Here is a 25,706-nt window from a genome sequence, read left to right on the forward strand (position 1 = left end):
CTGAACGTGCAACACGGCTGCGGCGATCATTTCCGCTGATCATTGGCTCAAGCGAATTGGTGTGACAAGGCAAGCGGCGCTCCCTACATACGACCGTTCCCTAGGAATGATCCCCAAGGAGTGGCTGATGTCGGCGGAAGCAATCTCCGAAAACCGCGCGAAAAGCGATTTCTGGCAAGGCGTGCGGCTCTCGATGCCCATCGTGGTGGCGGCGGCGCCGTTCGGGCTGCTGTTCGGGGCGCTTGCCGTCGACAATGGTTTTTCGGTGCTCGAAGCCGTCCTGATGAGCGCCATGGTTTACGGCGGCGCCAGCCAGATGGTCGGCATCGAATTGTTCGGGCAGCATGTCGCGCCATGGCTGATCGTGCTGTCGATCTTCGCCGTGAATTTCCGCCATGTGCTTTATTCCGCCGGTATCGGCCGGCGCATCGCGCACTGGCCGCTGGTCCAGCAAGCGGTAGGCTATTTCCTGCTCACCGATCCGCAGTTCGCGGTGGCTGAGCGTAAGGCGGAGGCCGGCGAGACGGTCGGCTTCTCCTGGTACATGGGGCTTGGCCTGCCGGTCTATGTGTTCTGGGTAACCGAAAGCGCGCTCGGCGCGTTGTTCGGCAAGCTCATTCCCGATACGCATGCGCTGGGCATCGATTTCCTGCTGCCGATCTATTTTCTCGGACTGGTCATGAGCTTTCGCAAACGGCCACTGTGGCTGCCGGTGGTCGTCGCCAGTGCTGCTGCCTCCATCATCGCCTACAAGACGGTAGGCTCGCCCTGGCACGTCTCCATTGGCGCCGTAGCCGGCGTGCTGCTCGCGGTCATCCTGCCGCCGCACCACAGTGGTGTGGAGGCGCGGCCATGAGCACAACCTTGTGGATCATCATCGCCGGTGCGATCGCCACCTATCTGACCCGCATCGGCGGCCATCTGGTGATCTCGCGCTTCGAAAACATCCATCCGCGCGTCGAGGCCGGGCTAAACGCCGTGCCTGCCGCGGTGCTGACGACGCTGGTGGCGCCCGCGGCGCTTGGCGCCGGGCCGGCGGAATGGGCGGCATTGATCGTCGCCGGGCTGGTCTCGATGCGCAGCGGGCTTATGGCGATGTTTTTGGCCGGCGCCGCTGTGCTGGTCCTCGCCCGCCAGTTCGTCGGTTAACCAGACCGGCTGAGTACGCCAGTCCTACTTGCGCATGATGTCGGAGATCGCCGGGTCAAATCGACCTCCTGCAAAGAGCGTGCGCATCGTCTCTTCCGGATCGAGACCAAACGTTTCGGCGGCCGTCACCGCAATCAGCGCGTCGAGGTCGAGCGTCGGTGCGAGGTCGCGTCCTTGGTAGAGCGCACCGGTAGACAGTCCCGGCCATTCGGCCAGCACCCGCCCGCCATTCACCGCTCCACCAGCGATCATCGCGGCCGATGCGGTACCGTGGTCGGTGCCGCCAGTGCCGTTGACGGCGGCAGTGCGGCCGAACTCAGTGGCGACCAGCACGGTCGTATCCTTCCAGATATCGCCGAGCCCAACGTGCAACGCATCGATGAGCGCGTCGAGCGCTCTGAGCTGGTTGGCCAGCCTGGCTTGCTGGCCGCTATGCGTGTCCCAGCCGCTGGTTTCGATCATGGCAACGCGCGGTCCGTCGGCCTTGGAGAGGAAGCCCGCGGCGGTGCGGCCGACGCTCGCTGCGTCCTTGGGGAATGATCGTGTTCAGCCCGTCCGCGGCGCCGCGCTGGATGATGAAAACGAAGCGGCGGTCGGTTTCCACATTGGCGAAGACGATGCGCGGCGCGATCAGCATCGAGCCGAGGCCGGCGCCGGCGAGAGTGAGGAATTGACGGCGTTTCATCTTGGTCATCTCCTCTGAAAGTCATCTTCGCTGGAAGTCTGGCGACACGAGCAGCAGCGCGATGCCGGTGCGCCGGCTCTCGGCGCGGTCGATCTCGGCCATCGTCAGCTCGCTGAGCGAGCCGGCAAAGAGTTTTTGCGCGAGATCTCGCGGATCGATGTCGCCACTCTGTGCGGCGAGGCGCTGCGCCGCCTCGACCCGGCGGACCAGTGCGTCGGGCGCGGCCCAGCTCCCGGCAACGTCGTCATAGCCGGCCGGCGAACGCGGCCGCCATACCGGTTGGCCGAGTTGGTTGAGCAGTTGCGCCAAACGCGGCTTGCCGATGTCGCCGCGGCCCAGCCCGCGCAGCGCCGAGATCGTCCATTCCCACGGCGTCTTGAACTTCGCGGCCGCCGGTTGCCAGGCTTCTGGACTGTCGATGAGCGCGCGGTAGACGGCGACGAGATCGCCGTTCGACCGGCGAAAGGCTTCGGCGAGCCGTGTCACGACCGCTGCCGGCGGCTCGTCGGCGATGAAGTGGCGCGCCAGCTTGGCGGCGATATGCATTGCGGTCGCCTCGGCCGCCGCGAGGTCGCCGAGCACGGCGAGCGCCTGTTTGTCGCCGCCCTGGTCGTAGGTCTTGCCCATGATCGTGCGTTGGCCTGGTTCGTGCAGCCCAGGTCGAAAGGTGAAGGCGCCGGCCTGGCCCCGCTCTCTGGCGCGTCCGGTGCTGAAACCGGTCAGCGCCAGCGCCAATTCGGTCACGTCGGCCTGGCTGTAGCCGGAGCGTGCACCGAGTGTGTGCAGTTCCATGATTTCGCGGGCCAGGTTCTCGTTGATGCCGGGTTTGCGCTTGGCGTTGCGTTTTGCTGCGCGGTTGGCAAATCTCGAGTTGGGACCGATCGAGCGCACCTGGTCGAGATAGAGCAGCATCGCCGGGTGGCGCTCCGCGGCGAGTAGCATATCCTCGAAGCGGCCGAGCACATGTGGGCGGATCGCCTCGCGCTCGAAGGCGCCGGCGATCAGGGTCACCTGCGGTTTCTCCGCCGAGATGGCGAAATGGTTCGACCAGAAATGCACGAGCCGTTCCACGAAGGGGGTCGATGTTGCGAGCGCTGCGCGTGCTCGCATGTCGACCTCGTCGCGATAGAGCGCTTGAGCCTCCTGGCGCGCCGCCTTGCGGGCGGCCATCTTTGCGGCCCCATCGGCGTCCTTGGCCTCGAGCTTCGCCTCGGCGTAGCCGTCACCGAGTGTGGCCGAGTCCTGCGCGCCGGAAAAGACGGCTGGGTTTGCATCGTAGTCTTCGAACTGCGCTATCAACCAGGATTTCGGGTCGGCCGGTGTCTCGTCGTCGGGCCGGGCGCCCAGGCCGAAGCGGTTGAGCGCAACCGCGACCTCGCTCGGACGTGCCAATCGTGCCTCCGTCAGCATTGCTTTCAGAGGCTTCAACGCGGCAGTGACCGGAATCCGTCCCTCTTTTCAGCTCTATTTTTCGTCCGCTCGGCGCAGCATGTTGCTGCGGCCGCGCAGGCCGTCGACAAGCCGCGCCCTGTCGGCTGGCGTCAGTGTCGTCGCGAAGCTCACGATTGCCTGTTCGAGCCGGCCGCGCAGCGCCATATCGGCTTGCCGGACCGAGGCGAGCGTCTCACTGACAGCCGCTGCGTCGATCGGCTCGGCCTTGATCAGGCGCGCGACCTGCTCGCGGCCGGCCCGAGCCGCTTCGATGTCGGCAGCCGACTGGCGCCGGGCATCGGCGAGTGTCTGGCGGAACGCCTTGCGCTGCTCGGGCGACAGGCCGGCCGCGGCGAAGCGCAGGCCGCGCTGGTCGCCCGCCCCGTCGCGCTGCGCCCCCTGCGTGCGCCACATATAGCCAGCGCCGGCGGCGGCGCCGAGCACGAAGATGTTCAGCGCCAGCGAGACGGCAAGCAGGATCCTGATGCTGCGTTCGCTCATTGCACGTCCCCCTGCATGTCGCCGAATGCGGTCAGCGCATAGGCGTCGCCATCGTCAGGGGCGCTGTTGAGTGACAACAGCACGGCGACTGCCAGCACACCGGCCAGCGCGCCCGCCAGTCCAATGCCGGCCAATCCGGCACACCGCCAGATGAGCCGTGTGCGGCGCCACAGCGCATGCGGCGCCGTAGCGATGATCCTTCGCGCGAGCGCGCCGTCCGGAGCTGCGACGCGATGGCGCGACAGCAGATCGTCGAGCTCCGCCGCCGGGGCAAGTGCGACTTCGGCTTGCACCGGATTGGCGGCGATGAAGTCCAGCGCCGCCGCGCGCTCGTTTTCAGGCCAGCGCTGCGGCGACCCGCCATAGGCGGCAACGAGCTCGGAAAACCTCTCTGGAGTCATGTCATTTCGTCCCTGTCTCGTCCGAGCCTGGAGCGCAGCTGCCGCCGCGCCCGCGACAACAGGCTTTCCAATGCCTCGATGCTGATCCCCATGACCTCTGCCGCATCGCTGTTCGAAAGCTCCTGATAATACTGCAGCACGATCGCCTCGCGCTGGCGCTCCGGCAACTCGGCCAGCGCGCGCCGCACCTGGTGCTGATCGTCGGCTGCGAGCATATCCGCTTCTGCGCTTGGGCGTTCGTCGGGGCGATCGGGAAGTTCCGCCACCGGCGTCTCCCGCCTGCGCAGCCGGTCGTAGCAGAGATTGAGTGCGACGCGATGCAGCCAGGTGTCGAACTTCGCCTCGCCGGCGCGCCAGCCCGGAGCCGCCCGCCAGATGCGCAAGAAGGTCTCCTGCGCGACATCCTCGGCCTCGCCGCGGTCGCCCAGCATTCGCGTGGCGAGACGGATCAGCCGCGGCAGCTTGCGCTCGACCATGGCTTCCACCGCAGCCGCATTGTTCTGAGCGATCAGCGCCAGCAGCCGCTCGTCGGTTTCGCCCACGTTCTGCCTTCTCGTTCCACCACGCCAGACCTTGTGCCGACACGACCGTCATCCTGCACCCGCCATGTGTCTTCAACGGGTTTCAATGCGAAATCCGTCGGCGACCCGTGCCAGGGCGATAGATATGGTCCTGATCTGGCGGGCACTCGGTTGGCGGAATGTTCGGTTGAAGGGCGCCCCGCCAATCATTCCTGGAAGGTCGCCTTTCTACGGTATCCTCCCGTCCATCTCCGGGAACAGGACGACGCTTTCCTGAGCGGTCGGTTCGTTGCGGGCGCCGATAAAGATGGCCGGCTTGCTTGCCCTATTCATGGCGACGTGGAGCACGTTGGCGGGAATATAGAGATAGTCGCCGGGATGCACGACGTCCCGAAATTGCAGGTCGTCCCCGCTCCACATCTCCAGTTCGTCTCCGCTCAGCATATAAAATGCTGTTTCGTGGCGCGCGTGGACGTGGGCCTTGGTCCGTTTCCCCGGAGGCATCGTGACGACGCCCAGCCAAAGCGCCTTCGCGCCGACGGTCTCAGCACTTATTCCCGGCAGATAGTCCGAGCCCTGTTCGGCCCGATAAGCCTCGCCACCCCCGACGATTACAGCCTTTCCGCCGCTGGGCGCCACACTGTCCGTTCCGGACGGTTGCTTCAACATCGTCATTTCGACCTCCGTTTATGTTAGTTTGTCCGAAGAGCGGCCAAAATGACCACACGCGTCCGGCCGAAGTCCTTAAAGGGGAGGCGAAAAGTTTCGAATTCTTCCGAAGCCGATAAGCGGAATGTCGCAGCACCGCGATGCTTAGCATTCGGCCCGTTCGTGCTCGACATGCTGCGCGGGGCGCTTGTTCGCGACGGCCGCCCAGTCGCGCTCGGGCAAAAAGGCTTGTCGTTGCTTCAAGCCCTGCTGGAGGCACCGACGCAAGTGCTGAGCAAGACGGCACTCATGGAAGCGGCTTGGCCCGATGCCGTTGTCGAAGAAAGCAATCTCTCTGTGCAGATTGCCGCCTTGCGTAAGCTGCTCGGGCCACAGCCGGACGGCAGCGCGTGGATCGCCACGATTCCGCGCACCGGATATCGTTTCGCCGGCAGCGTTCGTGTCCTGGATGGCGCTGCAGACGGCGTCCTCTCAAGTCCCGGCCAGCCGGCGGGACTCACCGAAAGACCGTCCATCGCGGTCTTGCCGTTCGCCAATGTCAGCGGCGACAGGGAACAGGCCTATCTGGCTGACGGCATCACGGAGGACATCATCACAGCACTGACGAAGTTCCGCTGGTTCCGGGTGATCGGCCGCAATTCCAGCTTCGTCTACAAGGACAAGCCAGTCGACTCCAAACAGGTGGCCCGCGAGCTTGGCGTCCGTTATGTGCTGGAAGGCAGCATGCGCCGGTCCGGCCAGCACATCCGGGTCTCGACGCAATTGGTCGATGCGGCCTCGGCCAATCAGATCTGGGCCGAACGATACGAGATGGAACTGACGGAGGCGTTCGCCGTCCAGGATGCCATAGCCGAGCGGGTGGCCGGCGCGATCGAGCCCGAACTTCTCAAGACGGAATCGCTTCCAGCCACTGCACGCAGCAGCGGAAATGCGACGGCCTGGGACCTGGTGCGGCAAGGTACCTGGCATTTCCACCACGTCGGCCGTCAAACTCACTTGAGTGCCCGCAAGCTGTTCCGGGAGGCATGCAGGCTCGATCCAGAACTCGCAGAGGCCCATCTCTGGCTCGGCCGGGTGAGCGCCGGCATCGTCGCTTACGGCTGGAGCGACAAACCGGAACAGGATATCCGGGAGGGCCTGGATGCAGCCTTGAAGGCGGTTCGGCTCGACGAGAAGAATCCCTATTCGCACTACGCGCTGGCCATCTGCAGCATCTACGCCAATGCACCGGAACAGGCCGTTCTTGCCGCGGAAAAGGCGATCGAAATCAGCCCAAGCTTCGCCCTTGGTCATCTGGTGTTGGGGATGGGACAGTTTTTTCGTGGCAGCGCATCCGAAGCGATAGCGCCGCTCGAACAAGGCCTTATGTTGAATCCTTACGATCCTCAGAACTTCGTCTGGTTCAATGTTCTGGCGCTCGCCTACTTGTTTGCAGGACAGGCAAACGAGGGTCTTGCCGCAGCCATCAAGGCGCGCAAGATCGCTCCCGCATGGCGCCCTACCCACGAAACACTCGCCTGCTGCTACGCTTCGCTCGGCCGCCTGCCGGAGGCTGGATCTTGCGTTGAGCTGATGCGGGAAATGGAAAACCCTTCAGGCGATGCCTTGGCGCCGCTCAGGCTGCGCAATCCACATCGGGCAGATGAGATGGCGCATCTGTTGCAGAAAGCCGGTCGGCAGCAATAAGGCTACAGGCCATTCCCTGCAGATTGGCATCGTCTGGGTGATGTCCTTCGCGCAGCTGTTTGGGTAGCACAAGCCAAAGTCCGCTTCGCACTCAGGGTGCTGGTCTCCGGCCGGTGCCGCCGTGCTGATCCTCGCCCGACAGTTCGTCGGGTAGCCAGACCGATGCGGCTGAGAACACACGCGCCGGTTTTCAAAAATCAGGCGATTCATGATATGCGGCACGTCGTCTATGGGTGGTTTCCTGCCGCGGACGACGCGGCCTTTTGCTACCGGCTACCGGAGCGGCCCCCGCAATCTACTTCAGAATCGCAGCGAGTTCGATCAGGTCGCTTGCCATGTATTCCCAGCCATCGAGCGGTTTGACAACGGCAGCCTTCGACGGGTCATTCGCATTTACGCGAACGACATACGCCGTTTTCAATCCGCATCGACGCGCGGCGTCCAGATCGTAGTCGTGGGCGGCAATCAGCATCGCCCTATCCGGCTCCACGCCCAGCAACTCGCAGGCACGAAGATACACCTGCGGCATCGGCTTATAGGCCTCGGAGACATCAGCGCCGAGGATCGTATCCCATGGCAGCCCGGCGTGTTTTGCCATGTCCACCAGAAGTCGGGTGTTCCCATCGGACAGTGGTGCGACGATGAAACGTTCCTTCAATCTGGAAAGGCCCTCCACCGAATCCGGCCACGGCTTGAGGCGATGCCAAGCCATATTGAGGTTTTCAAGTTCCGCGCTCGGTAAAGCTGATGGCGTCAACCCGAACCCTTTCAGGCACGCTTCCAGGTTCTCCATGTTGAGCAGATCGAGCGGAACAAAGGGGCGATGACCGCAGCGAACGGCTTCAACCGATGCGTCATAGCGTCCGACCCAAGCATCGGCAAAGGCACCAGCGTCGATATGCAAGGTGTCATGGCGCTTCAGAAAGGAACTCACCTCCGCCGCTATGCTGCCGCGCCAATCGACAACGGTTCCCAAAACATCGAAGAACAATACCTCAATTTTCGTCACTTCAGCTCTCCATGCTCGTCGATTTGGTGGCGGCCCCGTCAGTCACGGTAAGAGGGATCGATCTTATCGAGCTGCCGCTTGAGATAGTCGAAATGCGCGAAAGCCTGGTCGTTGTAGGGCAGCCAGCCATCCGCTGTTTTCTGCGCCAGATCGTCGGACATCACATTGAGCGGTTGCCCCGTCGAATAGGCGAGGACGAGGATATTTGCCGCCCGCTCCACGAAATACAGTTCCTCGAACGCCTCCGCGACAGTGTGGCCGGTGACGGTGACGCCATGATTTCCCATGATGAGCACGCTCTTGTTTCCGAAGGCCGCAGCCAGCCGCTGGCCCTCGGCCGCATCGTCAGCAATCCCGCCGAAGCCAAGGTCCACCCCGAGTTTCCCGAAGAAACGAGCCGTGTTCTGGTCAATGGGCTTTATGTCGGGATCCTTCAAGCTAGCTAGCGCCGTGGCATAGGGTGGATGGCAATGCAGCATCACACGGACCTCGGGACGCCGGTGATGCACCGACCCGTGAATCGTCCAGGCGGATGGATCAGGCGCGTCCGGCCGCGTCATCACATCCCTGTCTTCCGCGTCGAGGAGCAAGAGGTCGCTCGCGCGGATTGCCCCGAAGTGGTGCCAGCGTGGGTTCATGAGAAATCGCGTTCCGTCAGAGGAAACGGCGGCGCTGAAGTGGTTGCCGACGGACTCATGCCAATCGAACTGAGCGGTCAGACGAAAAGCCGCTGCCAAATCGACCCGCAGAGACTGTATCTTTTCTGCGCTCAATTCTGTGTCTGAGGTAGGGGCGTTCATTTTTCCTCGCGATTGCAGTAAGATTTATGTTGTGGTCGATGTCCAAGGACAGGCCTGCGCTTTTTATTGAAGAAAATACCGCATTATCAAAGTCTTAGAAGACCGAAAAAATTGATCTAGTATAAGTTTGGGATTATGTGATGCGCCGCGACCTGCCACCGCTCCGTCTTCTCACCACTCTCGAAGTCGTGCTTCGCACGGGAGGGGTGCAGAACGCCGCCGCCGAGCTGAATGTCACGCAACCCGCCGTCAGCCAGGCTTTGAAAAGCCTTGAGGATCATATCGGCGCAAAGCTGCTGGATCGTCGTTTGCGGCCAGCCGCCTTGACGGAAGCCGGGCAGATCCTGTTTCGGGCGGTGTCGAACGGGTTAGATCAGATCGAACGGGCCTTAGATCAGATCAAGGCGATGGAAAGGCTAGAGCAGAATGTCGTGACAGTCGCCTGCACGATCTGCACTGGCACGTACTGGCTGATGCCACGACTTGCCGCGTTCTACGGTCAGCATCCCGACGTGACGGTTCGGGTCGTAACCTCGTCTGGCGTTCCGCGATTTGCTCCCGAAACCGACCTGCTCATCCGTTACGGTTCCGGCGAATGGACCGACGGGGAGAGCGAACTTCTGTTCAGTGAGCGCCTTGTCCCCGTCTGCAGTCCGCAAGCCGTCGCGCGGTTAGGTGCTGGCGATCTCGAAACAGCGACCTTGCTGCACGTCGAGGCCGAGGACGATTGCTGGCCCGGCTGGAGCGACTATTTCGAGGCGGTCGGGCTTCCGGGAAACCGGCAAAGCGATCGGACCTTCAGCAACTATGTGCAAGCCACCCAGGCGGCCATTGCGGGCATGGGAGTGATGCTGGGGTGGATCTCGAACACAGGGGATCTCGTGAAGGAAGGCCGGCTCGCAGTTTTCCGGGACCAGCCTATCTTTCCTGATGGCGCGTTCTATTTGGTCAGCCCCACGCGCGCGCGGATGAAAGCAGCTTCCGCACTGCTGGTTCATCATCTTCGAGGTTGCGTCGCTAATCCTGATTTTCCTGATGGTCAGCCAAGGGTCGATAGCTGACCCCTCGCCTTGCCGAAATCAAATCTTCTGGTCGTGCGGCAGTGGCGCGGTTGCTTTTTCCAGCCAGGCCAGCGTTTCGCCGTCGAGCATCGGTCCGATCTCGGCCAGCACGCGGGCGTGGTATGTGTCGAGCCAATGCAGTTCGTCGCGCGTCAAAAGGTCGGATCGCACCAGCCTGGTGTCGATCGGCGCCAGCGTCAGTGTCTCGAAGCCATGCATGGCGATGTCGCCGCCCTCTATCTGCTCGGCCGGTGTCACCAGAATGAGGTTCTCGATGCGGATGCCGTAGGAGCCTTCCTTGTAGTAGCCCGGCTCGTTGGACACGATCATGCCTGCCAGCAGCTTTTCAGTGCCGGTCTTTGCGATGCGCTGCGGGCCCTCGTGCACGGCCAGATAGGAGCCGACGCCGTGGCCGGTGCCATGGGCGAAATCGCAGCCATGTTTCCACAGAGCCAGGCGCGCCACAGCATCGATCTCGGAACCGCGCGTGCCCGGGGGAAAGCGCAGCATGGAAATACCGATCATGCCCTTCAGCACCAGCGTGAAGCGTTCGCGCATTTCCTCGGTCGGCTTGCCGATCGGCACGGTGCGGGTAATGTCGGTGGTGCCGTCCTGATACTGTCCGCCCGAATCGAGCAGGAACAGCTCGCCAGGCTGAAGTTTTCGGCTGGTGGCGCGGGAAACGCGGTAGTGCATGATGGCGCCGTTCGGGCCGGCGCCCGAGATGGTATCGAAGGACACATCGCGCAGCGGCATTTGCGTTTCCTCGCCGGTGCTTCGGCGGCACTCCTCGAACTTGGTGACGACCGCGATCTCGTCGAGCTTGCCGGGTTCCTGGCGGTCGAGCCAGCAAAGCAGCTTGGCCACCGCGGCGCCATCGCGGCGATGTGCGGCGCGGGCGCCGTTGATCTCGGCCTGGTTTTTCGTCGCGCGTGGAATGCGGGCAGGATCGGGTGCAGTGATGACGGTGCCGCCATTGTCCTCGACCAGCATCCTGAGCTTCTCCGCCGCCAGCACCGGATCCAGCGCGACCTTCGCGCCGCCCTTGGCCAATCCTGCGATCGCCGCTTCGAATTCACTGGGTTCGTGCAATTCGGCGAGCTGCGTCAGATAGGCCGCGACGATGCGCGAAAACTTGCGCTGGTCCATGAAAAGGAGATGCGACCCATCGGCTGCGAGCACGGCGAAGCCGAGTGCCAGCGGCGTGTGCGGCACGTCGCCGCCGCGGATGTCGAAGGCCCAGGCGATGGAGGACGGGTCGGTCAGCACGGCATGGGTGGCGCCATCCTTGCAGATGGCCTCGGCCAGCCGTGCCAGCTTGTCCTTGGCCAGTTCGCCGGCAAAGGCGATCGGATGGAGCTCGACCGGTGCCAGCGGTGGTTCGGGCTGGTCCTTCCAGATGACGTCGATTGGATTCTTCTCGAGCGGCACCAAAACCGCCCCCGATTTTTCGGCCGAAGCTTTCAGCGCTTTCACGTCGCCGATCGTCTGCAGCCACGGATCGAAGCCAAGCCGCACGCCCTTGCCGAGATTGTCCTTGATCCAGGTGGCGGGCGGATTGTCGACCAGGCTTTCGATCGAGAAGATGTCGAGATCGACCTCCTGGCGTACCTGCAGCGTGTAGCGCCCGTCGACGAACATGACGGCACGGTCGCCGAGCACGATGGCGACGCCGGCCGAACCGCTGAAGCCGGTCAGCCATTTCAGCCGCGCCGAACGGTCGGCGACATATTCGCCCTGATGCTCGTCGGCACGAGGCACGATGAAGCCATCCAAGCCGTTGGCCGCCAGCCATTGACGCAGCAGCGCCACACGCGGCTTCGCGACAGCGGGGTCGCCGGCGGAATCAAAGGTCTGGAACATCATGGCCTCTCCTTGGGTGCTGGCGCGACCGTAGCGCATGACCCCGAAAATCGGAATCGACTTTTGCTACGCTGGCCGCCGGCCGGATTCGATCCAGCAGGGCATCGCTTCGGGTCTGCGCTGCCCCTCATCTGCCTGCCGGCATCTTCTCCCCGTATAGTGACGGGGAGAAGGGGCTGACCGCAACCTCGGCATCCTTTCCGCAACGCTGGAGATTGGCGAAATCGTTCGCGAAGGCGTTTTTCTCCCCGTCACTATACGGGGAGAAATGCCGAGCAGGGCAATGAGGGGCAGCGCCGACATCGACGGTGGTCATTCTACGTGAGCTGGGAGGCCCTCTTTTGTCTGCAGTGATTGCCCTGTTCGGTCCAGCATCGCTTTTGCGCATAGACGCCATGCAGAATCAGCGATTTCCAAAAAGGTCAGCAGAGCTTACCTTTTTGACGTGGAGGAACGAGTCTTATTGCCCTGCAAAGGAGACCATCATGTCCACAATTTCAGCCAGACGCGGATTTTTCAGAAGCGCTGTGAATGCTCTCATCGAAGCGCGTCAGCGCGAAGCGAGCCGCTATGTGAGCGGCGTTCTGCTTGGCTTTGACGACGAAACGCTGAAAGCGAACGGCTACGATCGCGAAGAACTGAAGAAGGCGGCAAGGCGCTACGTCTGAGCGAATTTACGGCCTGCGTTTGAGGGCGCTGCGCGTCACCGCTTGAGGTGGATCGTCACCCAGCCCTCGCGATGCAAAGTCCTGACATGGCGGAACTGCTGGCCGACATAGGCCGAGACCACCGCGTCGCGCTGCCGGTCGAGAATGCCTGACAACACGATCGAGCCGCCCAAAGCCACATGCCCGGCCATTTCGGGTGCCAGCCGCATCAGCGGCCGCGCCAGTATGTTGGCGACGATAAGGTCGAAAGGGCCGCGCGCGGCAAAGATCGGATGGTGGAAGCCAGGCGCCGTCACCGTTTCGACGAGCGCCTTGACCCGGTTGAGCCGTGCATTGGCGGCGGCGACCTTTATGGCGACCGGATCGATGTCGGTCGCCAGCACCGGGATATGGGCGAGCTTGGCCAGCGCGATGGCCAGCACCGCACTGCCGGTGCCGAGGTCGAGCGCGTTGCGCGGGCGCTCGCGCCGCACGACCTGTTCCAGCATTTCAAGGCAGCCGGCGGTGGTGCCGTGATGGCCGGTGCCGAAGGCGAGGCCCGCCTCGATCTCGATGGCGAGTTCGCCGCTGTGGCGCTTCCTGCGGTCATGCGCGCCGTGGACGAAGAAACGGCCGGCACGCACCGGCTTCAGTCCCTCCAGCGAACGCGTCACCCAGTCGATATCTGGCACGGGCTCGCGCGCAATCGGCCTCGACAAGGCAAGCCCGGCAAGGATCTCTTCCACGCGCGCCTCGACGGCGTCGACATCGCCGTCGGCATAGAGCGACACTTCCTGGATGTCGCGATCCTCATCGACTTCGAGGATGGCAATCGGCAGACCCTCGTCCTCGAAGGCCGTTTCGAACGCCGCGAAGATACGGTCGGCCTCGATCTTTCCAGTGGTGAAATAAAGCCGCGTTTGGGTCATCAAACGATGATCTTGTTTGAGCATGATCTTTTCCGAAAACCGGTCCCACTTTTCGCTGTCGCGGACCTTCGGTTCGGGTTCATGCTCTAACCTTCCGCCGCGAGCCGCTTGAGCTTGGCGATGGCGGTGTCCGGGCTTTCGCCATAAGCGATGGTGCCGGCGTAATCGCCCCTGGCGTTGAGCAGCAGCATCGTAGCACTGTGATCCATCGTGTAGTCGCCGTCGCCCGTGTCGACCTTTTTCCAGTAGATGCCGAAGGCTTTGACCATGGCATGGACCTTTTCGGGATCGCCGGTGATGCCGAGGATGCGATCGGAGAAATTGCTGGTATAGGCGTTCATGATTTCGGGCGTGTCGCGCTCAGGGTCGACCGTAACGAAATAGGCGCGCAGGTTCTTGCCGTCATCGCCCATCGTCTTCAGCCAGCCGGCCAGTTCGAACAGCGTGGTCGGGCACACTTCCGGGCAATGGGTGAAGCCGAAGAAGACGACGCTCGGGTGGCCGCGAAAGGCAGCCTCGGTGACCGGAGCCCCCTTCTGGTCGACCAGCGTGAACGGCGCGCCGTATGGTTCGCCGCCAAAGCGGTCGCGGTACCATTCAAAGGTGAGCCAGCCGATGCCCGCCGTCATCAGGACGAGAATGCCGACCAGAATTGAACGCATCATCAATTGGTGTCCATTGCGATTTTCATGGGCACGTGGCGCCATGGAGATTGTTCGGCGAACACTCTTAACGGTTTGACCTCGTGCGCGCAAAGATGTCGCGTTGCCGCAACCGGCATTCCTGTCAAAAAATGATCCGCTTGCAAAGCGCTGCCGCCCGTCCCACCTGAGGTCGGCAAAACTCGAACCGCAGGAGGCTTCCTTGCAAGGACTGATTGGGCGAAAACTGATCGGCGGCGCTTTGGCCGCGTGCCTTGTCATCGGTGCTGGTGCGGCTGTCGCCCAGGAGGTTGGCAAAGTCGGCGTCGACTGGCTCGGCAACGACATCATCGTCGAGGCGATCAATGATCCGAAGGTCGAAGGCGTGACCTGCCACGTCTCCTATTTCGACCGCGGCGTGATCGATCGCCTGCAAAAGGGCAACTGGTTCGAGGACCCGTCCGATTCCTCGATCTCGTGCCGCCAGACCGGGCCGATCACCATCAGCGACATCGACATGAGCGAGGCCGGCGAGGAGGTATTCAAGCAGGGCATCAGCCTGATCTGGAAGAAGCAGGTGGTGAACCGCATCTACGACAAGACCAATGAGACTCTGATCTATCTGTCGCACTCGCGCCAGGTGCAGGACGGTTCGGCGAAAATGTCGGTCACCACCGTGCCGCTCTACGGCCAGAACGTGGTGTGGACCAACGGCAAGCCGAAATAGGCTCTGGAAACAGGTGACGGACGATTGGTCCCGCTTGCGGGACCAATCGCTCGGGCGTAAAGCGCCGGCATGGACCGTCCCGAAAACCTTGTCCTGAAAGACCCCGAGCCGCGCATCCACCCGACCGCGGAATTGAAGGCGTGCAAGCTTGGACGCTACGCCTCGATCGGCGAGCGGGTCATCTTGCGTGAAGTCATAGTGGGTGATTTCTCTTATTTCGAGCGCCACGCCGAGGCGATCTACACGACCATCGGCAAGTTCTGTTCGATCGCCGCCAACAGCCGCATCAACGCGCTGGAGCATCCGATTGAGCGGCTGACCCAGCACAAGGTCAGCTACCGCCCGAACGAGTATTTTCGCTGGCTGGGCGTCGACGCCGGATTTCGGGAACGACGGCGGGCGCAATCCGTCAGCATCGGCCACGATGTCTGGATCGGCCATGGCGCGGTGATCATGCCTGATGTGACCATCGGCAATGGCGCGATCGTCGGCGCCAATGCTGTGGTGACGCGCGACGTACCTGCTTATGCGATTGTGGCCGGCGTTCCGGCCAGGCAATTGCGCCAACGCTTCGCGGCGGACATCGCCGCGCGGATCGAAAGCCTAGCCTGGTGGGACTGGCCGCCCGAGAAACTGGCCAAGGCAGTCCCCGACATGCAGGCAATGCCGATCGAGGCCTTCCTCGACCGCTGGGAAAACGAAATATCCTGATTTGGCAGGCGCGTGCACTGTTATGTCCGTGAAATCCCTCCTTGCAAGGGAACCCGGAGCGGTTGCCGGTTGTTTCTCTTGCCATGATCGAGAAGCTTTTCACCAGGATCGCCACCTACGTTGCCCATCTTGCCGGTCTGCCATCGACATTCGCCCTCTGTTTTCTGGTCATCGTTGTCTGGGCGGCAAGCGGGCCGATATTCGGGTTTTCGGATACGTGGCAACTCGTCATCAATACCGGCACGACGATCGTCACCTTCCTGATGGTGTTCCTCATCCAAAACACCCAGAACCGCGATGGCACGGCGATTCAGACGAAACTCGATGAGTTGATCCGAGTCGGCAAAGCTCACAATACTTTTATCGGCATCGAGCACCTGACCGAATCCGAGGTCGAGGAGATCCGCAAAAAATGTGAACAGGCGGCGAAACGGCATGACCAGAAGATCGCCGATGCGGCGGTCAAGAAAGCCGCTGCGCAAAAAGGCGGCTCGAAGACACATGGGGCGTGAGCGTCAGCTTTCCATGAACGCCGCGAAAGCGTCCTTGTAGTTCGGGTGCCAGCGCGACAGAGCAGGGCGGTTCTCAATGATGTCGCCGATCGCCCAGGCCATGCGCTTTTCGTCCATAGGCCGTGTCGCCTCGTTGTCGGGGCACAGGATGTAGAAGTCGCCACGCACCAGCGAGGCCAGCATGAAGTCGATCACCTGCTCGCCGGTCCAGGCGCCGGCGGGCTTTTCGGTCGCACCCTCGGTCAGGCCGGTGAAAGTGAACCCCGGAATGAGCAGATGCGCCGCAACCTTTGCGCCGGGCTCGTTGCGCAGCGCATGTGCCAGGCCTTCGGTGAAGGTCTTCACGCCTGATTTGGAGACGTTGTAGGCAAGGTTGCCGGGCGGCGTGGTGATGCCTTGCTTGGAGCCGGTGTTGACGATCAGACCCGGCCCTCCGGCCGCCAGCATGCGCGGCGCGAAGGCCTCGACGCCATGAACGACGCCCCAAAAATTGATGTCCAGCAGCCGCTTCCAGGCGTCGCGGTTCTCCCAGGGTTTGCCGGGATTGTTGCCGACGCCGGCATTGTTCATCAACAGCGACACGCCGCCGAAGGCACCGAACGCCTTTTCGGCCAGTCGGTCGAGTTCGTCGGCTTTCGAGACGTCGGTGGCGACCGCGAGTACCGCGCTGTCGCCGGCAATCGTTGCAACGGCGCCGGCAGCCTCATCGAGCCGGGCGCCGCCAATATCGGCCAGCACGATTTTCATGCCCATCGCCGCCAGCCGCTTGGCCGCGGCAAGGCCGATGCCGCTGGCGCCGCCGGTGACGACGGCAACGTTGCCGGGGGCAAGGGCAGGCAAAGCGCGCTGGATTTCGGCATCGGTGGTCATGGCTATAGCGTCCTCGTTCAAGCTGCGCCGAACTTAGCGCGGCGAGGGGCTCGCGCAAGCCCGCTTTGGCATCCTTGGGTTGACCACATCGGCAGGCGCTGCGCATGCTGTCCGGGTAAGAAGGAGATTACCGATTGACCGACTGGATCGAGATCCTGAAAGAACAGACCGCCACCGGCGACCAGATGAGCCGCGAGGTGCCGCAAATGCTTGCCAATCCCGACATCAGCGAAGCGCAAGTGAAGACGCTGTTTTCGGCGCTGGAAAAACAGGCGGAATTCGTCGAGAAGCTGCGCATGGCGCTGGAAAAATTCGGCCATGATTTTTCGGTGATCAAGGCGGCCGAGCGGCTTGAGGAGCGCTATGCCGACCTTGCGGCCTCGGTGGCGGAAAAGCTGAAAGCGATGCGGGAATAGGCAGACCTATTTTTCGACCAGCCTCTCGAACCGCCTGTCCGGTATGAACCAGATCATGGCAACCAGCACATAGAGCGCGACGCTAATCCATTGATTGACGAAGGTCAGCGGAATGGCGGCGATATAGAGGACCACCGAGATCTTTTCCTTGCGGTCGGTGCCTACCGCTTTGGCGAAGGCAGTGTCGTTGCCATGCAGCCGGTGCAGCATGACGACAAGAATGAAGTAGGCGGCCGCGCAAAGCGCCAGGACAACACCGTAAACGGCGACAGGCACCGGCGCGAAATGGTTTTCGCCCATGAAGGCGGTGGTGACGGGCATCAGCGACAGCCAGAACAGCAGATGCAAATTCGCCCACAGCACGCGGCCATCCACCCGCTGCACGGTGTGGAACATGTGGTGCAAATTGTTCCAGTAGATGCCGACATAGATGAAGGACAGCACGTAGCTGAAAAACGTGGGCCATAGAGGTGCCAGCACGGAAAATTCCGCGCCATGCGGCACCTTCAACTCGAGCACCATGATGGTGATGATGATGGCGATAACGCCATCGGTAAATGCCTCGACTCGTCCCTTGCCCATGGATTTCCTCCACTGCGCCTGGCTCATCCTAGGCGATCGAAGTGGCTGGAGGGAAGGCCTGGGCGCTGTCGTTCAGCCGTTCGGCGTCTCGGGCGAAAGATGCGCGCGCTGGTGCGGCACGCCGAGGCCGGTGTCCGGCGGCTCGCCGGCGGCCGGCCTGTCCTCGATCATGTGCAGGGTGCGCCAGCGGCCTAAGCGGTAATAGGCGGCTGCCAGCGCGAGCGAGGTGATCGAGCCGACCGGAAAGCTCCACCACAGCGCTTCCTCGCCTATCACGCTTCGGAAGAAATAGGCGAAGCTGGTGCGCACCAGAAGCACCGAGATCACCAGGATGATCAGCGGCGGCATCATCGCGCCGGTGGCGCGCACGGTGGCGAAGAGCACGATGGTGACGCTGAACAGGATGAAGGACCAGGACGCGACCTTGTTGATGTGGGTGGCGATGTCGATCGCGGCGCTGTCGCTGCTGAGGAAGAGGCCGAGCATCGGGCGGTCGAAAACGAAAAGCAGCGCGACCAGCGCGCCGGTCAGAACGAGGTTGAAGGCAACGCCTGATATGGCGATGCGGCTGATGCGGTCCCAGCGCCCGGCGCCGACATTCTGCGCGGCCATCGAGGAGACCGCGGCGCCGATCGCCAGCGCCGGCATCTGGATATAGGTCCAGAGCTGCGCGGCGATGCCGTAGGCGGCGGCGACCTGCGAGCCGTAGGAATTGACGATGCCCATCACCGTCAGCGCAGCGGCCGAGATCACGATCATCTGCAGGCCCATCGGCACGCCCTTGAAGACGACGATGCGCAGCAATTTCGGGTCCGGCCGCAGCAGAGCGAGGTTGGCGCCGGCCAGCCGCAGCGGGTGCTTGCGCGCATAGAGCACGAACAGAATGGCGATGACGCTCACCGTCTGACCGATCAGCGTCGATGTGGCCGATCCAGCGATGCCGAGTTCGGGGAACGGGCCGATGCCGCGGATGAGCAGCGGGTTCAAGATGATATCGAGCACGACCGCGAGCGCCATGAAGATGAAGGGCGTGCGCGATTCGCCGGCGCCGCGCAGCACCGTCATGACGAAGGAGAGCAGGTTCATCATCGGCACGGCGACGAATATGATGCGCAGATAGGAACGGGCCAGCGGCAAAGCATCGGCCGGCGTGCCCAGCGCATTGAGAATGGCGTCGACCCAGATCCAGCCGCAGACCGCAAGCACCACCGAGACGGCGAAGAAGAAGGTGGCACTGGTGCCGATGATGCGCCGGGCCTCGGGCAGGTCTCGGGCGCCGACCGATTGCGCGATCAGGATGGTCGCCGCCATGCCGATACCAAAGACGGTGCCGAGGATCAGAAACAGCACGAGATTGGCGTTGGACGTGGCCGTCAGCGCCGATTCGCCGAGGAAGCGGCCGACCCAGACGGCGTTGATCGAGCCATTGAGCGACTGCAGCACGTTGGAGCCGAGCACCGGCAGGGCGAACAGCAAAAGCGTGCGCGGGATCGGGCCACTGGTCAGGTCGCCGGTCCGCTGGCGCGCGGGCATCTTCTCGTCCATGGCGGCAGCTCAGTAAAGGACCATGTGAATCAGGCCCGCGATGGTATCGCAGGCCTGTTTCCTATGCACATTTTTCCAGGCTGGTGGGTGCGCCCGACCGGCACAGTTACTTCGCGGCGAGGGTATTACCCGAGAGGCCGGCCGCATCATCAATCGCTGTCGCGTGCGATCAGCTCCAGCGGCCAGATCTCACGGATGATCCGCGCGCCCTCAGGCCCGGCGAAGGCCGGGATCGACGCCAGCAACATTTCGGCCAGCCGCCGTCCCATCGACTCCAGGGGAGGGCGGAAGCCGGTCAGCGCCGGTGAAAAATAGCGGCACAGCGGCGTGTCGACGATGACGATCACCGCAATGTCGTGACCGGGCTTGATGCCCATCTCGGCCAGCGCCTTGCAGCCGCCCAGTGCCATCGCGTCATTGTTGAAGATGATAGCGGTCGGCGGGTCCTTGGAGCGCATCACCTGCGGCGTCACTTCGTACCCCCCGGCCTCGTTGATGAAGCCATCCGCGATCAGCCCGGGGTCGACCTCGATGCCGTGACGGCGCAAGGCCTTGCGATAGCCGGCCAGGAACAGATAGCCGAAATTGAGGTCGAGGGACGGGCGGATGGCGGCGATGCGGCGATGGCCGCGCGCCGCCAGGCGGTCGACCGCCTCAGCCCCGGCCTTTTCGAAGTCGAGGTCGAGCGACGGATAGGTCTTGCCGCCGGATCGGCTGCGGCCGAGCGTCGCGAACGGAAAGCCGACCTTGGTCAGATAATCGATGCGCTCGTCCTCCCGCCGCGTCCAGGCCAGCACCACCGCATCGGCCCGGCGCGTCTCGACCACCCGGCGCAGACGCTCTTGCTGGTAGTCGCCCGGCGCGCCCATCACCACGATCAGGTCGAGCCCGCTTTCGGCGAGTTTCGCCTGCAGCCCGGTCAGGAACGGAATGAAGAACGGTTCGCCATATTGCTGGTCGCCCGGATGCGGCTGCAGCATGAAGGCGATCGAATGGGTGGCGCCGCGCCGCAGGCTGCGGCCGGACTGGTTCGGCGAATAGTTCAGCTTTGCCGCCGCATCGAGCACGCGCTGGCGCGTGTCGGCATTGACGTCGGCACGGCCGTTGAGCGCGCGCGACACGGTGCCGATCGAAATGTTCAGGTGACGCGCAAGGTCGTGGATGCTGGACGCCAAAGGACAGTTCTCCCCCTTGCCTGGCTATCACCGGCCGCTCTTCAGGCCAAGGCAATAAAGGTGATTTTCGCGAGCGGCCAATTGACATTCTACGCCTTCCGGTGTGTTCTCGTAAACGTTTACGGAAAACGCTTACGGTCATGCCGTGAATGCCGTGACGATCGGTCTGGAGGGGCCGAGCGGAGGAGGAGCGCTGGATGATGAATTTCGTCCTGGTCGGCTGCGGAGCTATGAGCAAGCACTGGCTCGATGCCGCGAGGCAGATCGACGGGCTCGCCATTGTCGGCCTTGTCGATCTCGATGCCGAGCGGGCGAAGGCAAGGGCGCGCGAATACGAGCTTGCTGGCGCCATTGTCGGAACCAATCTTGACGCTGTCCTCGACCAGATCAAGCCCGACGCAGTGTTCGACGTCGTGGTTCCGGCGGCCCGGCGCGAGGTTGCGCTCTCCGCGTTTGCCCATCATTGCCATCTCCTGACCGAAAAGCCGCTCGCCGACAGCCCGGACAACGCGCGCGCCATCGTTGCGGCCGCCCGCCGCGCCGGACGTGTTCATGCCGTCGTGCAGAACCGCCGCTATGTCGCCAATGTCAGGCGTATCAGGCGCTTTCTCGAATCCGGCGCCATCGGTGCTGCGACCAGCATCCACGCCGACTTCTTCGTCGCGCCGCATTTCGGCGGTTTTCGCGAGGAGATGGCCCATGTGCTGCTGCTCGACATGGCGATCCACACTTTCGACGCCGCCCGCTACATGGTCGGTGGCGAGCCGGCCAGCGTCTATTGCCAGGAATGGGAGCCGGCCAATTCCTGGTACCGGCAGGGATCATCGGCCACCGCCATCTTCGAGTTCGGCGGCGGCAAGTTGTTCACTTATGCCGGTTCCTGGTGCGCCGACGGGTTCCGCACCAGTTGGGAGAGCACATGGCGCATCGTCGCCGAGCGCGGCAGCCTGGTCTGGGACGGCGAGGACGGGTTGAAGGCTGAAGTCACGCGGCCTATCCGCGAAGGCCTGTTCGACCGCACCGAGCCGCTCGCGGTGCCGCCGCTCGATCCCAATGACCGCGTCGGCGGCCATCTCGGCATCATCCAGGATTTCGTGCGCGCCGTCGAAACCGGCACCGAGCCGGAGACGCGCGGCGCCGACAACATCAAAAGCCTGGCCATGGTCTTCGGCGCGATCGAAAGCGCCGAAACCGGGCGCCGGGTCGCGATCGCACAGGAAGGGTGACGATGCCAAACCCGCTTCTCGACATCAGGATCGGTACTATGGTGCGGGCCAATCTCGATGACCCGGCCGCCTATATCAAGGCGATCCTGCCGCTCGGCTTCGAGAGCATCCAGCCCTTCTTCTGGCAGACGCTGGGCGGCAAGGATCTTCCACGGCTGGCCGGCCAGATCCGCGAGGCGATCGGCGACGCCGACGTCGTCGTCTCCTCGCTCGGCGTCTTCGGCAATCCGCTGGAAAGCGGCGATACTGATCGCGGCGTGCTTCACGCATGGGAAACGGCCATCGACCATGCGCATCTGTTCGGCACCTCGATGATCAGCGGCTTCACCGGCCGCCTCCGCGGCAAGCCGCTGCCCGACAGCCTGCCGCGCTTCCGCGAGGTCTGGGGACCACTGGCTCGGCGCGCCGCCGACAAGGGCGTGCGCATCGCCTTCGAGAATTGCGCGATGGACGGCAACTGGGCTGATGGAGACTGGAACATCGCCCACAGTCCGGACGCCTGGGAGCTGATGTTCAACGAATTGCCCGATGACAATCTCGGCCTGGAATGGGAGCCCTGCCACCAACTCGTCTATCTGATCGATCCGATCCCGCAGATCCGCAAATGGGCGCCGCGCATCTTCCATGTCCACGGCAAGGACGCGACGGTGCGCTGGGACGTGATCCGCGAGCATGGCGTGTTCGGCCGGCTGCCGTTCGTGCAAATGCGCACGCCTGGCTTCGGCGACAGCGACTGGACGCGAGTGATCGGCGAGTTGCGGCTGGCCGGCTACAAGGGCGCCATCGACATCGAGGGCTGGCACGACCCGGTCTATCGCGGCGACCTCGAGATTACAGGGCAGGTGCGGGCGCTGGATTACCTCAAGCAATGCCGGGGAGGTGCCGCGTATCTGCCGAACCCGGCCTGAGGATCGGCCGGCGCGAGGAGCCGGCCAGCGAAGCATTGCGGCGAGAAGCCGAAGCATTCGTCGAAAACCCCTCGGCTTGCGAGGGAACAAAGGGAGGAACGTGCATGAGCATCACGATGAGAAGGACAGTTCTGCGCTCGACCGTCCTGGCGGCCGCCACGGCGCTCGCCGCCGCAATCTCCACCTTGCCTGCCCAGGCGCTCGATGCCCAGTGGTGCAAGGACGTCCACATCCGCTTCTTCGTCGGCGGCGCCGAGGGCGACGCCTTCGGCACCATCGTCTACAATGGCGCCAAGCAGGCCGAGGCCGATCTTGGGCCAAAGGTCGACTACATCTTTTCCCAGTGGGATGTCGAGAAGATGGTGCAGCAATTGCGCGAGGCCGTCGCGGTCAAGCCCGGCGGCATCGCCATGATGGGCCACCCGGGCGATGCTTCGATCATGCCGCTGGCCGAACAGGCGCACAAGGACGGCATCAGGATGATGTACCAGAACGTGCCGGTGCCGAAGGTCACGGCGGCGTTCGGCGGCGGCTATGTCGGCGCCCAGCAGGAGCAGCAGGGCCGCGCGCTCGGCGCCGAGGCGTTCAAGCTGGCCGGGCTCAAGGCCGGCGACAAGGCGATCATGATCGGCCCGTTCGAGAACGAGAACCGCGGCGCGCGCGAGCGCGGCACTGTCGCTGCCCTCAAAGAGGCGGGCGTCGAGGTCATACAGCTCTCCTCGCCGCCGAGCGGCGAATGGGCTTCCGACCCCAATCTGGCCATTCCGGTGATTACCGCAGCACTCCTCAACAATCCCGACGTCAAGGCGGTCGGCTATCCCGGCGGACAGATGCTGGGCAACGTCCCGACTTACATGCAGGCGGCGGGCAGGAAGGCGGGCGATATCTTCAATTTCGGCTTCGACACCAGCCCGCAGATCGTCGAGGGCTTCAAGGGCGGCTGGGTCCAGCTGACGGCCGACCAGCAGCCGTTCCTGCAGGGTTATCTGCCGATCCTCAGCCTCTGCCAGCAGGTGGTGCTGGGCCTAGCGCCAATGAATGTCGACACCGGCGCCGGCTTCGTCACGCCTGAGAATTACGAGATCGTCGCCGAGCTCGCCAAGCAGGCGCTGCGCTGACTTTCTAACACGGCATGCCGGTCGGACAGGCCGACCGGCAGCCGGAACCAAGCGAGGATCGCAATGGCCGAACGCCTTATCGAACTGCGCGACATCAGCAAGTCCTATGGCCAGGTCTATGCGCTGGGCGGGGTCAATCTTAGCGTCGACCGCGGCGAGGTGGTCGGCCTGATCGGCGACAACGGCGCCGGCAAGTCGACGCTGATCAAGATTCTCTCCGGCGTGGTCAAGCCGACCAGCGGCGAGATCCTCATCCGCGGCAAGCCGGTGACCGGATGGAGCGCGGCGCGCTCGCGCGACGCCGGCATCGAGACCGTGTTCCAGGATCGGGCGCTGGCCGTGCAGCAGACGATCGTGCGCAACATCTTCATGGGCCGCGAGCTCACCGGCTGGTTCGGCTGGCTGAAGGTCGGCAAGGAGATCGAGGAGGCGAGCCGGCTGATGCGCGAGATCGGCTTCACCTCGAAAGTGTTCACGCCGCAATCGATCGTCGGCCAGCTCTCCGGCGGAGAACGCCAGGGCGTGGCGATCGCCCGCGCCATCTATAAGCAGGCCGACCTGATCATCCTCGACGAGCCGACGACGGCGCTGTCGCTGACCGAAACCGCCAAAGTCTTCCATTTCGTGCGCCAGGTGCGGGCGAGCGGCCGATCGATCCTGTTCATCGGCCACAACATCCATCACGTCTTCGATATTGCCGACCGCTTCGTCGTGCTCGATCGCGGCAAGGTCGCGCTCACCGCCGACCGCAGCCAAGTCAAGTCGGCCGAAGACCTCATCAACTTCATGGAAGACGTCGCGCATCCGGGCGGATTGCCGGGACTGCACGACGCCGGCGACGCGGAGCAGAGAGCACGATGAGCAAGACAATGGAGCCCGATCTGCACGAGCCGTCCGCCGGCATCTCCCGTCCCGGCAATCCCCGGAAAGAGTGGAAACACCCATCTGATCACTGGATGCGCGGCTTCATCCTCGACAACCGCGCCGCTCTCGGCACGCTTGCCGTGTTCGTGGTGATGATGACAGTGTTCATGATCGCCAACCCGACCGTCTTCACCACCTGGTATCTCTACAGTTCCGTGCTCACCACGCTGCCGGTAGCGCTGTTCGTGGTGGTGCCGCTGGTCTTCGTCGTCACCTGCGGCGAGATCGACCTGTCGTTTCCGGCGACGATGGGTTTTGCCTCATGGGTCTTCGCGCTGGTCGTGCAGGCCGGCTACGACCCGTTTCTCGGCATCGCCGCCGCCATTGCGACGGGCACGTTGCTCGGCTTCCTGGTCGGGTCGCTGGTCGTCTATGGCGGGCTGTCGTCGCTGATCGCCACGCTTGGCATGAATTTCCTGCTGCGCGGCCTGATCCAGATTATCAACGAAGGCAAGTCGACGGCGCTGACCAGCCTTGCCGACAGTTGGGCCTACAAGATCTTCTCCAGCCAGCTCTACGGCATCCCGGTGCAGATCTTCTGGGCCATCGGCTTCGTCGTGCTGTCGGCGCTGCTCTACAACAGGCATCGCTTCGGCGCGCAGGTGAAGGTGGTCGGCGACAATCCCGACAGCGCCCAACAGATGGGCATCGATGTCAAGCGCGTGCGGGTGAAAGTATTCGTCTTCGTCGGCATCGGGGCGGCGATCGCCGGCACCTTCTCGGTGATGATCAACTTCACCTGGTGGCCGACGGCTGGCGATGGCTATCTGCTGCCAGTGCTGGCATCGGTGTTCGTCGGTGGCACGCCAACCTGGGGCGGGGTCGGTACCGTGGTCGGCGGCGCCATCGGCGCAGTCACCGTGTCGTTCATCCAGACCGGCGTCGTCGCGGCAGGCCTGAGCGGCTTCTATGTCCAGTTCTTCAACGGGCTGATCATCATCCTGTCGCTGCTCGGCCACAAATGGAACCAGGCGCGGTATCGGTGAGCGGAGGGGCGGA

The 25,706-nt window shown here is 63.3% G+C and carries 29 protein-coding genes and 1 pseudogene; 14 read left to right on the plus strand and 16 right to left on the minus strand.

What is annotated here, in order from left to right; translation table 11 throughout:
* Positions 1-127 precede the first annotated feature (127 nt).
* Both AC0L3N_RS15365 and AC0L3N_RS15370 read left to right on the plus strand, forming a co-directional pair.
* Positions 128-856, plus strand: a complete 729-nt coding sequence (locus AC0L3N_RS15365) for an AzlC family ABC transporter permease (RefSeq protein ID WP_473548394.1) — start codon at positions 128-130, stop codon at positions 854-856.
* Positions 853-1,149: an AzlD family protein gene (locus AC0L3N_RS15370; RefSeq protein WP_473548395.1), complete on the plus strand. Its 297-nt coding sequence runs from the start codon at positions 853-855 to the stop codon at positions 1,147-1,149. The genes AC0L3N_RS15365 and AC0L3N_RS15370 overlap by 4 nt, the downstream gene beginning before the upstream one ends.
* A gap of 24 nt (positions 1,150-1,173) precedes the next feature.
* Here AC0L3N_RS15370 and AC0L3N_RS15375 read toward each other — a convergent pair whose 3' ends face one another.
* The 7 genes and pseudogenes from AC0L3N_RS15375 to AC0L3N_RS15405 form a co-directional block, all read right to left on the minus strand.
* Positions 1,174-1,611, minus strand: a complete 438-nt coding sequence (locus tag AC0L3N_RS15375) for a DUF1501 domain-containing protein (protein ID WP_473548396.1) — start codon at positions 1,609-1,611, stop codon at positions 1,174-1,176.
* On the minus strand, positions 1,580-1,834 hold the full coding sequence (locus AC0L3N_RS15380) for a hypothetical protein (RefSeq protein WP_473548397.1): 255 nt from the start codon (positions 1,832-1,834) through the stop codon (positions 1,580-1,582). Before AC0L3N_RS15380 ends, AC0L3N_RS15375 begins: the two co-directional genes overlap by 32 nt.
* Positions 1,835-1,855: 21 nt before the next feature.
* Complete coding sequence (locus AC0L3N_RS15385) at positions 1,856-3,226, minus strand: DUF1800 domain-containing protein (protein ID WP_473548398.1); 1,371 nt, start codon at positions 3,224-3,226, stop codon at positions 1,856-1,858.
* A 72-nt stretch (positions 3,227-3,298) separates the two neighbouring features.
* Positions 3,299-3,766 (minus strand): periplasmic heavy metal sensor, encoded by a 468-nt coding sequence (locus AC0L3N_RS15390; protein ID WP_473548400.1) that lies wholly within the window; start codon positions 3,764-3,766, stop codon positions 3,299-3,301.
* Positions 3,763-4,167, minus strand: coding sequence for a hypothetical protein (locus AC0L3N_RS15395; protein ID WP_473548401.1), 405 nt, complete (start codon positions 4,165-4,167; stop codon positions 3,763-3,765). Before AC0L3N_RS15395 ends, AC0L3N_RS15390 begins: the two co-directional genes overlap by 4 nt.
* Positions 4,164-4,712 (minus strand): annotated as a pseudogene (locus tag AC0L3N_RS15400) (RNA polymerase sigma factor); the annotation flags it as partial. The gene AC0L3N_RS15395 and the pseudogene AC0L3N_RS15400, both read right to left, overlap by 4 nt.
* A 204-nt stretch (positions 4,713-4,916) precedes the next feature.
* Positions 4,917-5,363 (minus strand): cupin domain-containing protein, encoded by a 447-nt coding sequence (locus tag AC0L3N_RS15405; RefSeq protein ID WP_473548402.1) that lies wholly within the window; start codon positions 5,361-5,363, stop codon positions 4,917-4,919.
* A 165-nt stretch (positions 5,364-5,528) separates the two neighbouring features.
* On the opposite strand from AC0L3N_RS15405, the gene AC0L3N_RS15410 reads away from it, so the two are divergent.
* Positions 5,529-7,043: a winged helix-turn-helix domain-containing tetratricopeptide repeat protein gene (locus AC0L3N_RS15410; RefSeq protein WP_473548510.1), complete on the plus strand. Its 1,515-nt coding sequence runs from the start codon at positions 5,529-5,531 to the stop codon at positions 7,041-7,043.
* 295 nt (positions 7,044-7,338) lie between these two features.
* Here the strand turns inward: AC0L3N_RS15410 and AC0L3N_RS15415 are convergent, their stop codons facing one another.
* Positions 7,339-8,052: a haloacid dehalogenase type II gene (locus AC0L3N_RS15415; RefSeq protein WP_473548404.1), complete on the minus strand. Its 714-nt coding sequence runs from the start codon at positions 8,050-8,052 to the stop codon at positions 7,339-7,341.
* Between the two features lie 38 nt (positions 8,053-8,090).
* Positions 8,091-8,852: a class II aldolase/adducin family protein gene (locus AC0L3N_RS15420; RefSeq protein WP_473548405.1), complete on the minus strand. Its 762-nt coding sequence runs from the start codon at positions 8,850-8,852 to the stop codon at positions 8,091-8,093.
* A gap of 140 nt (positions 8,853-8,992) precedes the next feature.
* Between AC0L3N_RS15420 and AC0L3N_RS15425 the strand changes: the two genes are divergently transcribed.
* A complete protein-coding gene (locus tag AC0L3N_RS15425) occupies positions 8,993-9,913 on the plus strand; it encodes a LysR substrate-binding domain-containing protein (RefSeq protein WP_473548406.1) in 921 nt (306 codons plus the stop codon).
* Between the two features lie 18 nt (positions 9,914-9,931).
* Here AC0L3N_RS15425 and AC0L3N_RS15430 read toward each other — a convergent pair whose 3' ends face one another.
* Positions 9,932-11,776, minus strand: a complete 1,845-nt coding sequence (locus AC0L3N_RS15430; protein WP_473548407.1) for an aminopeptidase P family protein — start codon at positions 11,774-11,776, stop codon at positions 9,932-9,934.
* A 485-nt stretch (positions 11,777-12,261) separates the two neighbouring features.
* Between AC0L3N_RS15430 and AC0L3N_RS15435 the strand changes: the two genes are divergently transcribed.
* Positions 12,262-12,444, plus strand: a complete 183-nt coding sequence (locus tag AC0L3N_RS15435; protein ID WP_473548409.1) for a hypothetical protein — start codon at positions 12,262-12,264, stop codon at positions 12,442-12,444.
* A 35-nt stretch (positions 12,445-12,479) separates the two neighbouring features.
* Here AC0L3N_RS15435 and AC0L3N_RS15440 read toward each other — a convergent pair whose 3' ends face one another.
* Positions 12,480-13,352, minus strand: coding sequence for a 50S ribosomal protein L11 methyltransferase (locus AC0L3N_RS15440; RefSeq protein WP_473548511.1), 873 nt, complete (start codon positions 13,350-13,352; stop codon positions 12,480-12,482).
* Between the two features lie 86 nt (positions 13,353-13,438).
* Entirely contained in the window at positions 13,439-14,017 is a 579-nt protein-coding gene (locus AC0L3N_RS15445; RefSeq protein WP_473548410.1) for an SCO family protein, read from the minus strand.
* Positions 14,018-14,225: 208 nt separating this feature from the next.
* Here AC0L3N_RS15445 and AC0L3N_RS15450 point away from each other — a divergent pair, with 208 nt between their 5' ends.
* The 3 genes from AC0L3N_RS15450 (at position 14,226) to AC0L3N_RS15460 (ending at position 15,943) form a co-directional block, all read left to right on the plus strand.
* Positions 14,226-14,720: a CreA family protein gene (locus AC0L3N_RS15450; protein ID WP_473548513.1), complete on the plus strand. Its 495-nt coding sequence runs from the start codon at positions 14,226-14,228 to the stop codon at positions 14,718-14,720.
* A 69-nt stretch (positions 14,721-14,789) separates the two neighbouring features.
* Positions 14,790-15,431, plus strand: a complete 642-nt coding sequence (locus AC0L3N_RS15455; protein WP_473548411.1) for a DapH/DapD/GlmU-related protein — start codon at positions 14,790-14,792, stop codon at positions 15,429-15,431.
* 83 nt (positions 15,432-15,514) lie between these two features.
* Positions 15,515-15,943, plus strand: coding sequence for a low affinity iron permease family protein (locus AC0L3N_RS15460; RefSeq protein ID WP_473548412.1), 429 nt, complete (start codon positions 15,515-15,517; stop codon positions 15,941-15,943).
* 3 nt (positions 15,944-15,946) lie between these two features.
* Here the strand turns inward: AC0L3N_RS15460 and AC0L3N_RS15465 are convergent, their stop codons facing one another.
* Positions 15,947-16,813 carry an SDR family NAD(P)-dependent oxidoreductase gene (locus AC0L3N_RS15465; RefSeq protein ID WP_473548414.1) on the minus strand — a complete coding sequence of 289 codons (867 nt, stop codon included), beginning with the start codon at positions 16,811-16,813 and terminating at the stop codon, positions 15,947-15,949.
* A gap of 134 nt (positions 16,814-16,947) precedes the next feature.
* On the opposite strand from AC0L3N_RS15465, the gene AC0L3N_RS15470 reads away from it, so the two are divergent.
* A complete protein-coding gene (locus AC0L3N_RS15470; protein WP_095494736.1) occupies positions 16,948-17,229 on the plus strand; it encodes a hypothetical protein in 282 nt (93 codons plus the stop codon).
* Between the two features lie 6 nt (positions 17,230-17,235).
* Here the strand turns inward: AC0L3N_RS15470 and AC0L3N_RS15475 are convergent, their stop codons facing one another.
* The 3 genes from AC0L3N_RS15475 to AC0L3N_RS15485 form a co-directional block, all read right to left on the minus strand.
* Positions 17,236-17,811 (minus strand): TMEM175 family protein, encoded by a 576-nt coding sequence (locus AC0L3N_RS15475; RefSeq protein ID WP_473548416.1) that lies wholly within the window; start codon positions 17,809-17,811, stop codon positions 17,236-17,238.
* Positions 17,812-17,883: 72 nt separating this feature from the next.
* Positions 17,884-19,356 carry an MATE family efflux transporter gene (locus tag AC0L3N_RS15480; protein ID WP_473548417.1) on the minus strand — a complete coding sequence of 491 codons (1,473 nt, stop codon included), beginning with the start codon at positions 19,354-19,356 and terminating at the stop codon, positions 17,884-17,886.
* Between the two features lie 149 nt (positions 19,357-19,505).
* Complete coding sequence (locus tag AC0L3N_RS15485) at positions 19,506-20,531, minus strand: LacI family DNA-binding transcriptional regulator (RefSeq protein WP_473548418.1); 1,026 nt, start codon at positions 20,529-20,531, stop codon at positions 19,506-19,508.
* A gap of 197 nt (positions 20,532-20,728) precedes the next feature.
* Here AC0L3N_RS15485 and AC0L3N_RS15490 point away from each other — a divergent pair, with 197 nt between their 5' ends.
* From AC0L3N_RS15490 to AC0L3N_RS15510, 5 genes are all read left to right on the plus strand, one after another.
* Positions 20,729-21,757 (plus strand): Gfo/Idh/MocA family protein, encoded by a 1,029-nt coding sequence (locus AC0L3N_RS15490; RefSeq protein ID WP_473548419.1) that lies wholly within the window; start codon positions 20,729-20,731, stop codon positions 21,755-21,757.
* A 2-nt stretch (positions 21,758-21,759) separates the two neighbouring features.
* Positions 21,760-22,665, plus strand: a complete 906-nt coding sequence (locus AC0L3N_RS15495; RefSeq protein WP_473548420.1) for a sugar phosphate isomerase/epimerase family protein — start codon at positions 21,760-21,762, stop codon at positions 22,663-22,665.
* Positions 22,666-22,769: 104 nt separating this feature from the next.
* Positions 22,770-23,783, plus strand: a complete 1,014-nt coding sequence (locus AC0L3N_RS15500) for a substrate-binding domain-containing protein (RefSeq protein WP_473485273.1) — start codon at positions 22,770-22,772, stop codon at positions 23,781-23,783.
* Between the two features lie 63 nt (positions 23,784-23,846).
* Positions 23,847-24,644 (plus strand): ATP-binding cassette domain-containing protein, encoded by a 798-nt coding sequence (locus tag AC0L3N_RS15505; RefSeq protein ID WP_473548421.1) that lies wholly within the window; start codon positions 23,847-23,849, stop codon positions 24,642-24,644.
* Positions 24,641-25,693, plus strand: a complete 1,053-nt coding sequence (locus tag AC0L3N_RS15510) for an ABC transporter permease (protein WP_287247395.1) — start codon at positions 24,641-24,643, stop codon at positions 25,691-25,693. The genes AC0L3N_RS15505 and AC0L3N_RS15510 overlap by 4 nt, the downstream gene beginning before the upstream one ends.
* The last annotated feature ends 13 nt before the right edge of the window (positions 25,694-25,706 follow it).

This window comes from Mesorhizobium sp. WSM4807 (assembly GCF_055811615.1).

What these genes read in the sequence shown, in the direction of transcription:
- AC0L3N_RS15365 (WP_473548394.1), top strand. Translation starts at nt 128, where the DNA reads ATGTCGGCGGAAGCAATCTCCGAAAACCGCGCGAAAAGCGATTTCTGG.
- AC0L3N_RS15370 (WP_473548395.1), top strand. Translation starts at nt 853, where the DNA reads ATGAGCACAACCTTGTGGATCATCATCGCCGGTGCGATCGCCACCTAT.
- AC0L3N_RS15375 (WP_473548396.1), bottom strand. Translation starts at nt 1,611, where the DNA reads ATGATCGAAACCAGCGGCTGGGACACGCATAGCGGCCAGCAAGCCAGG.
- AC0L3N_RS15380 (WP_473548397.1), bottom strand. Translation starts at nt 1,834, where the DNA reads ATGAAACGCCGTCAATTCCTCACTCTCGCCGGCGCCGGCCTCGGCTCG.
- AC0L3N_RS15390 (WP_473548400.1), bottom strand. Translation starts at nt 3,766, where the DNA reads ATGAGCGAACGCAGCATCAGGATCCTGCTTGCCGTCTCGCTGGCGCTG.
- AC0L3N_RS15395 (WP_473548401.1), bottom strand. Translation starts at nt 4,167, where the DNA reads ATGACTCCAGAGAGGTTTTCCGAGCTCGTTGCCGCCTATGGCGGGTCG.
- AC0L3N_RS15405 (WP_473548402.1), bottom strand. Translation starts at nt 5,363, where the DNA reads ATGACGATGTTGAAGCAACCGTCCGGAACGGACAGTGTGGCGCCCAGC.
- AC0L3N_RS15410 (WP_473548510.1), top strand. Translation starts at nt 5,529, where the DNA reads ATGCTGCGCGGGGCGCTTGTTCGCGACGGCCGCCCAGTCGCGCTCGGG.
- AC0L3N_RS15420 (WP_473548405.1), bottom strand. Translation starts at nt 8,852, where the DNA reads ATGAACGCCCCTACCTCAGACACAGAATTGAGCGCAGAAAAGATACAG.
- AC0L3N_RS15425 (WP_473548406.1), top strand. Translation starts at nt 8,993, where the DNA reads ATGCGCCGCGACCTGCCACCGCTCCGTCTTCTCACCACTCTCGAAGTC.
- AC0L3N_RS15430 (WP_473548407.1), bottom strand. Translation starts at nt 11,776, where the DNA reads ATGTTCCAGACCTTTGATTCCGCCGGCGACCCCGCTGTCGCGAAGCCG.
- AC0L3N_RS15435 (WP_473548409.1), top strand. Translation starts at nt 12,262, where the DNA reads ATGTCCACAATTTCAGCCAGACGCGGATTTTTCAGAAGCGCTGTGAAT.
- AC0L3N_RS15440 (WP_473548511.1), bottom strand. Translation starts at nt 13,352, where the DNA reads ATGACCCAAACGCGGCTTTATTTCACCACTGGAAAGATCGAGGCCGAC.
- AC0L3N_RS15445 (WP_473548410.1), bottom strand. Translation starts at nt 14,017, where the DNA reads ATGATGCGTTCAATTCTGGTCGGCATTCTCGTCCTGATGACGGCGGGC.
- AC0L3N_RS15455 (WP_473548411.1), top strand. Translation starts at nt 14,790, where the DNA reads ATGGACCGTCCCGAAAACCTTGTCCTGAAAGACCCCGAGCCGCGCATC.
- AC0L3N_RS15460 (WP_473548412.1), top strand. Translation starts at nt 15,515, where the DNA reads ATGATCGAGAAGCTTTTCACCAGGATCGCCACCTACGTTGCCCATCTT.
- AC0L3N_RS15465 (WP_473548414.1), bottom strand. Translation starts at nt 16,813, where the DNA reads ATGACCACCGATGCCGAAATCCAGCGCGCTTTGCCTGCCCTTGCCCCC.
- AC0L3N_RS15475 (WP_473548416.1), bottom strand. Translation starts at nt 17,811, where the DNA reads ATGGGCAAGGGACGAGTCGAGGCATTTACCGATGGCGTTATCGCCATC.
- AC0L3N_RS15480 (WP_473548417.1), bottom strand. Translation starts at nt 19,356, where the DNA reads ATGGACGAGAAGATGCCCGCGCGCCAGCGGACCGGCGACCTGACCAGT.
- AC0L3N_RS15490 (WP_473548419.1), top strand. Translation starts at nt 20,729, where the DNA reads ATGATGAATTTCGTCCTGGTCGGCTGCGGAGCTATGAGCAAGCACTGG.
- AC0L3N_RS15495 (WP_473548420.1), top strand. Translation starts at nt 21,760, where the DNA reads ATGCCAAACCCGCTTCTCGACATCAGGATCGGTACTATGGTGCGGGCC.
- AC0L3N_RS15500 (WP_473485273.1), top strand. Translation starts at nt 22,770, where the DNA reads ATGAGCATCACGATGAGAAGGACAGTTCTGCGCTCGACCGTCCTGGCG.
- AC0L3N_RS15505 (WP_473548421.1), top strand. Translation starts at nt 23,847, where the DNA reads ATGGCCGAACGCCTTATCGAACTGCGCGACATCAGCAAGTCCTATGGC.
- AC0L3N_RS15510 (WP_287247395.1), top strand. Translation starts at nt 24,641, where the DNA reads ATGAGCAAGACAATGGAGCCCGATCTGCACGAGCCGTCCGCCGGCATC.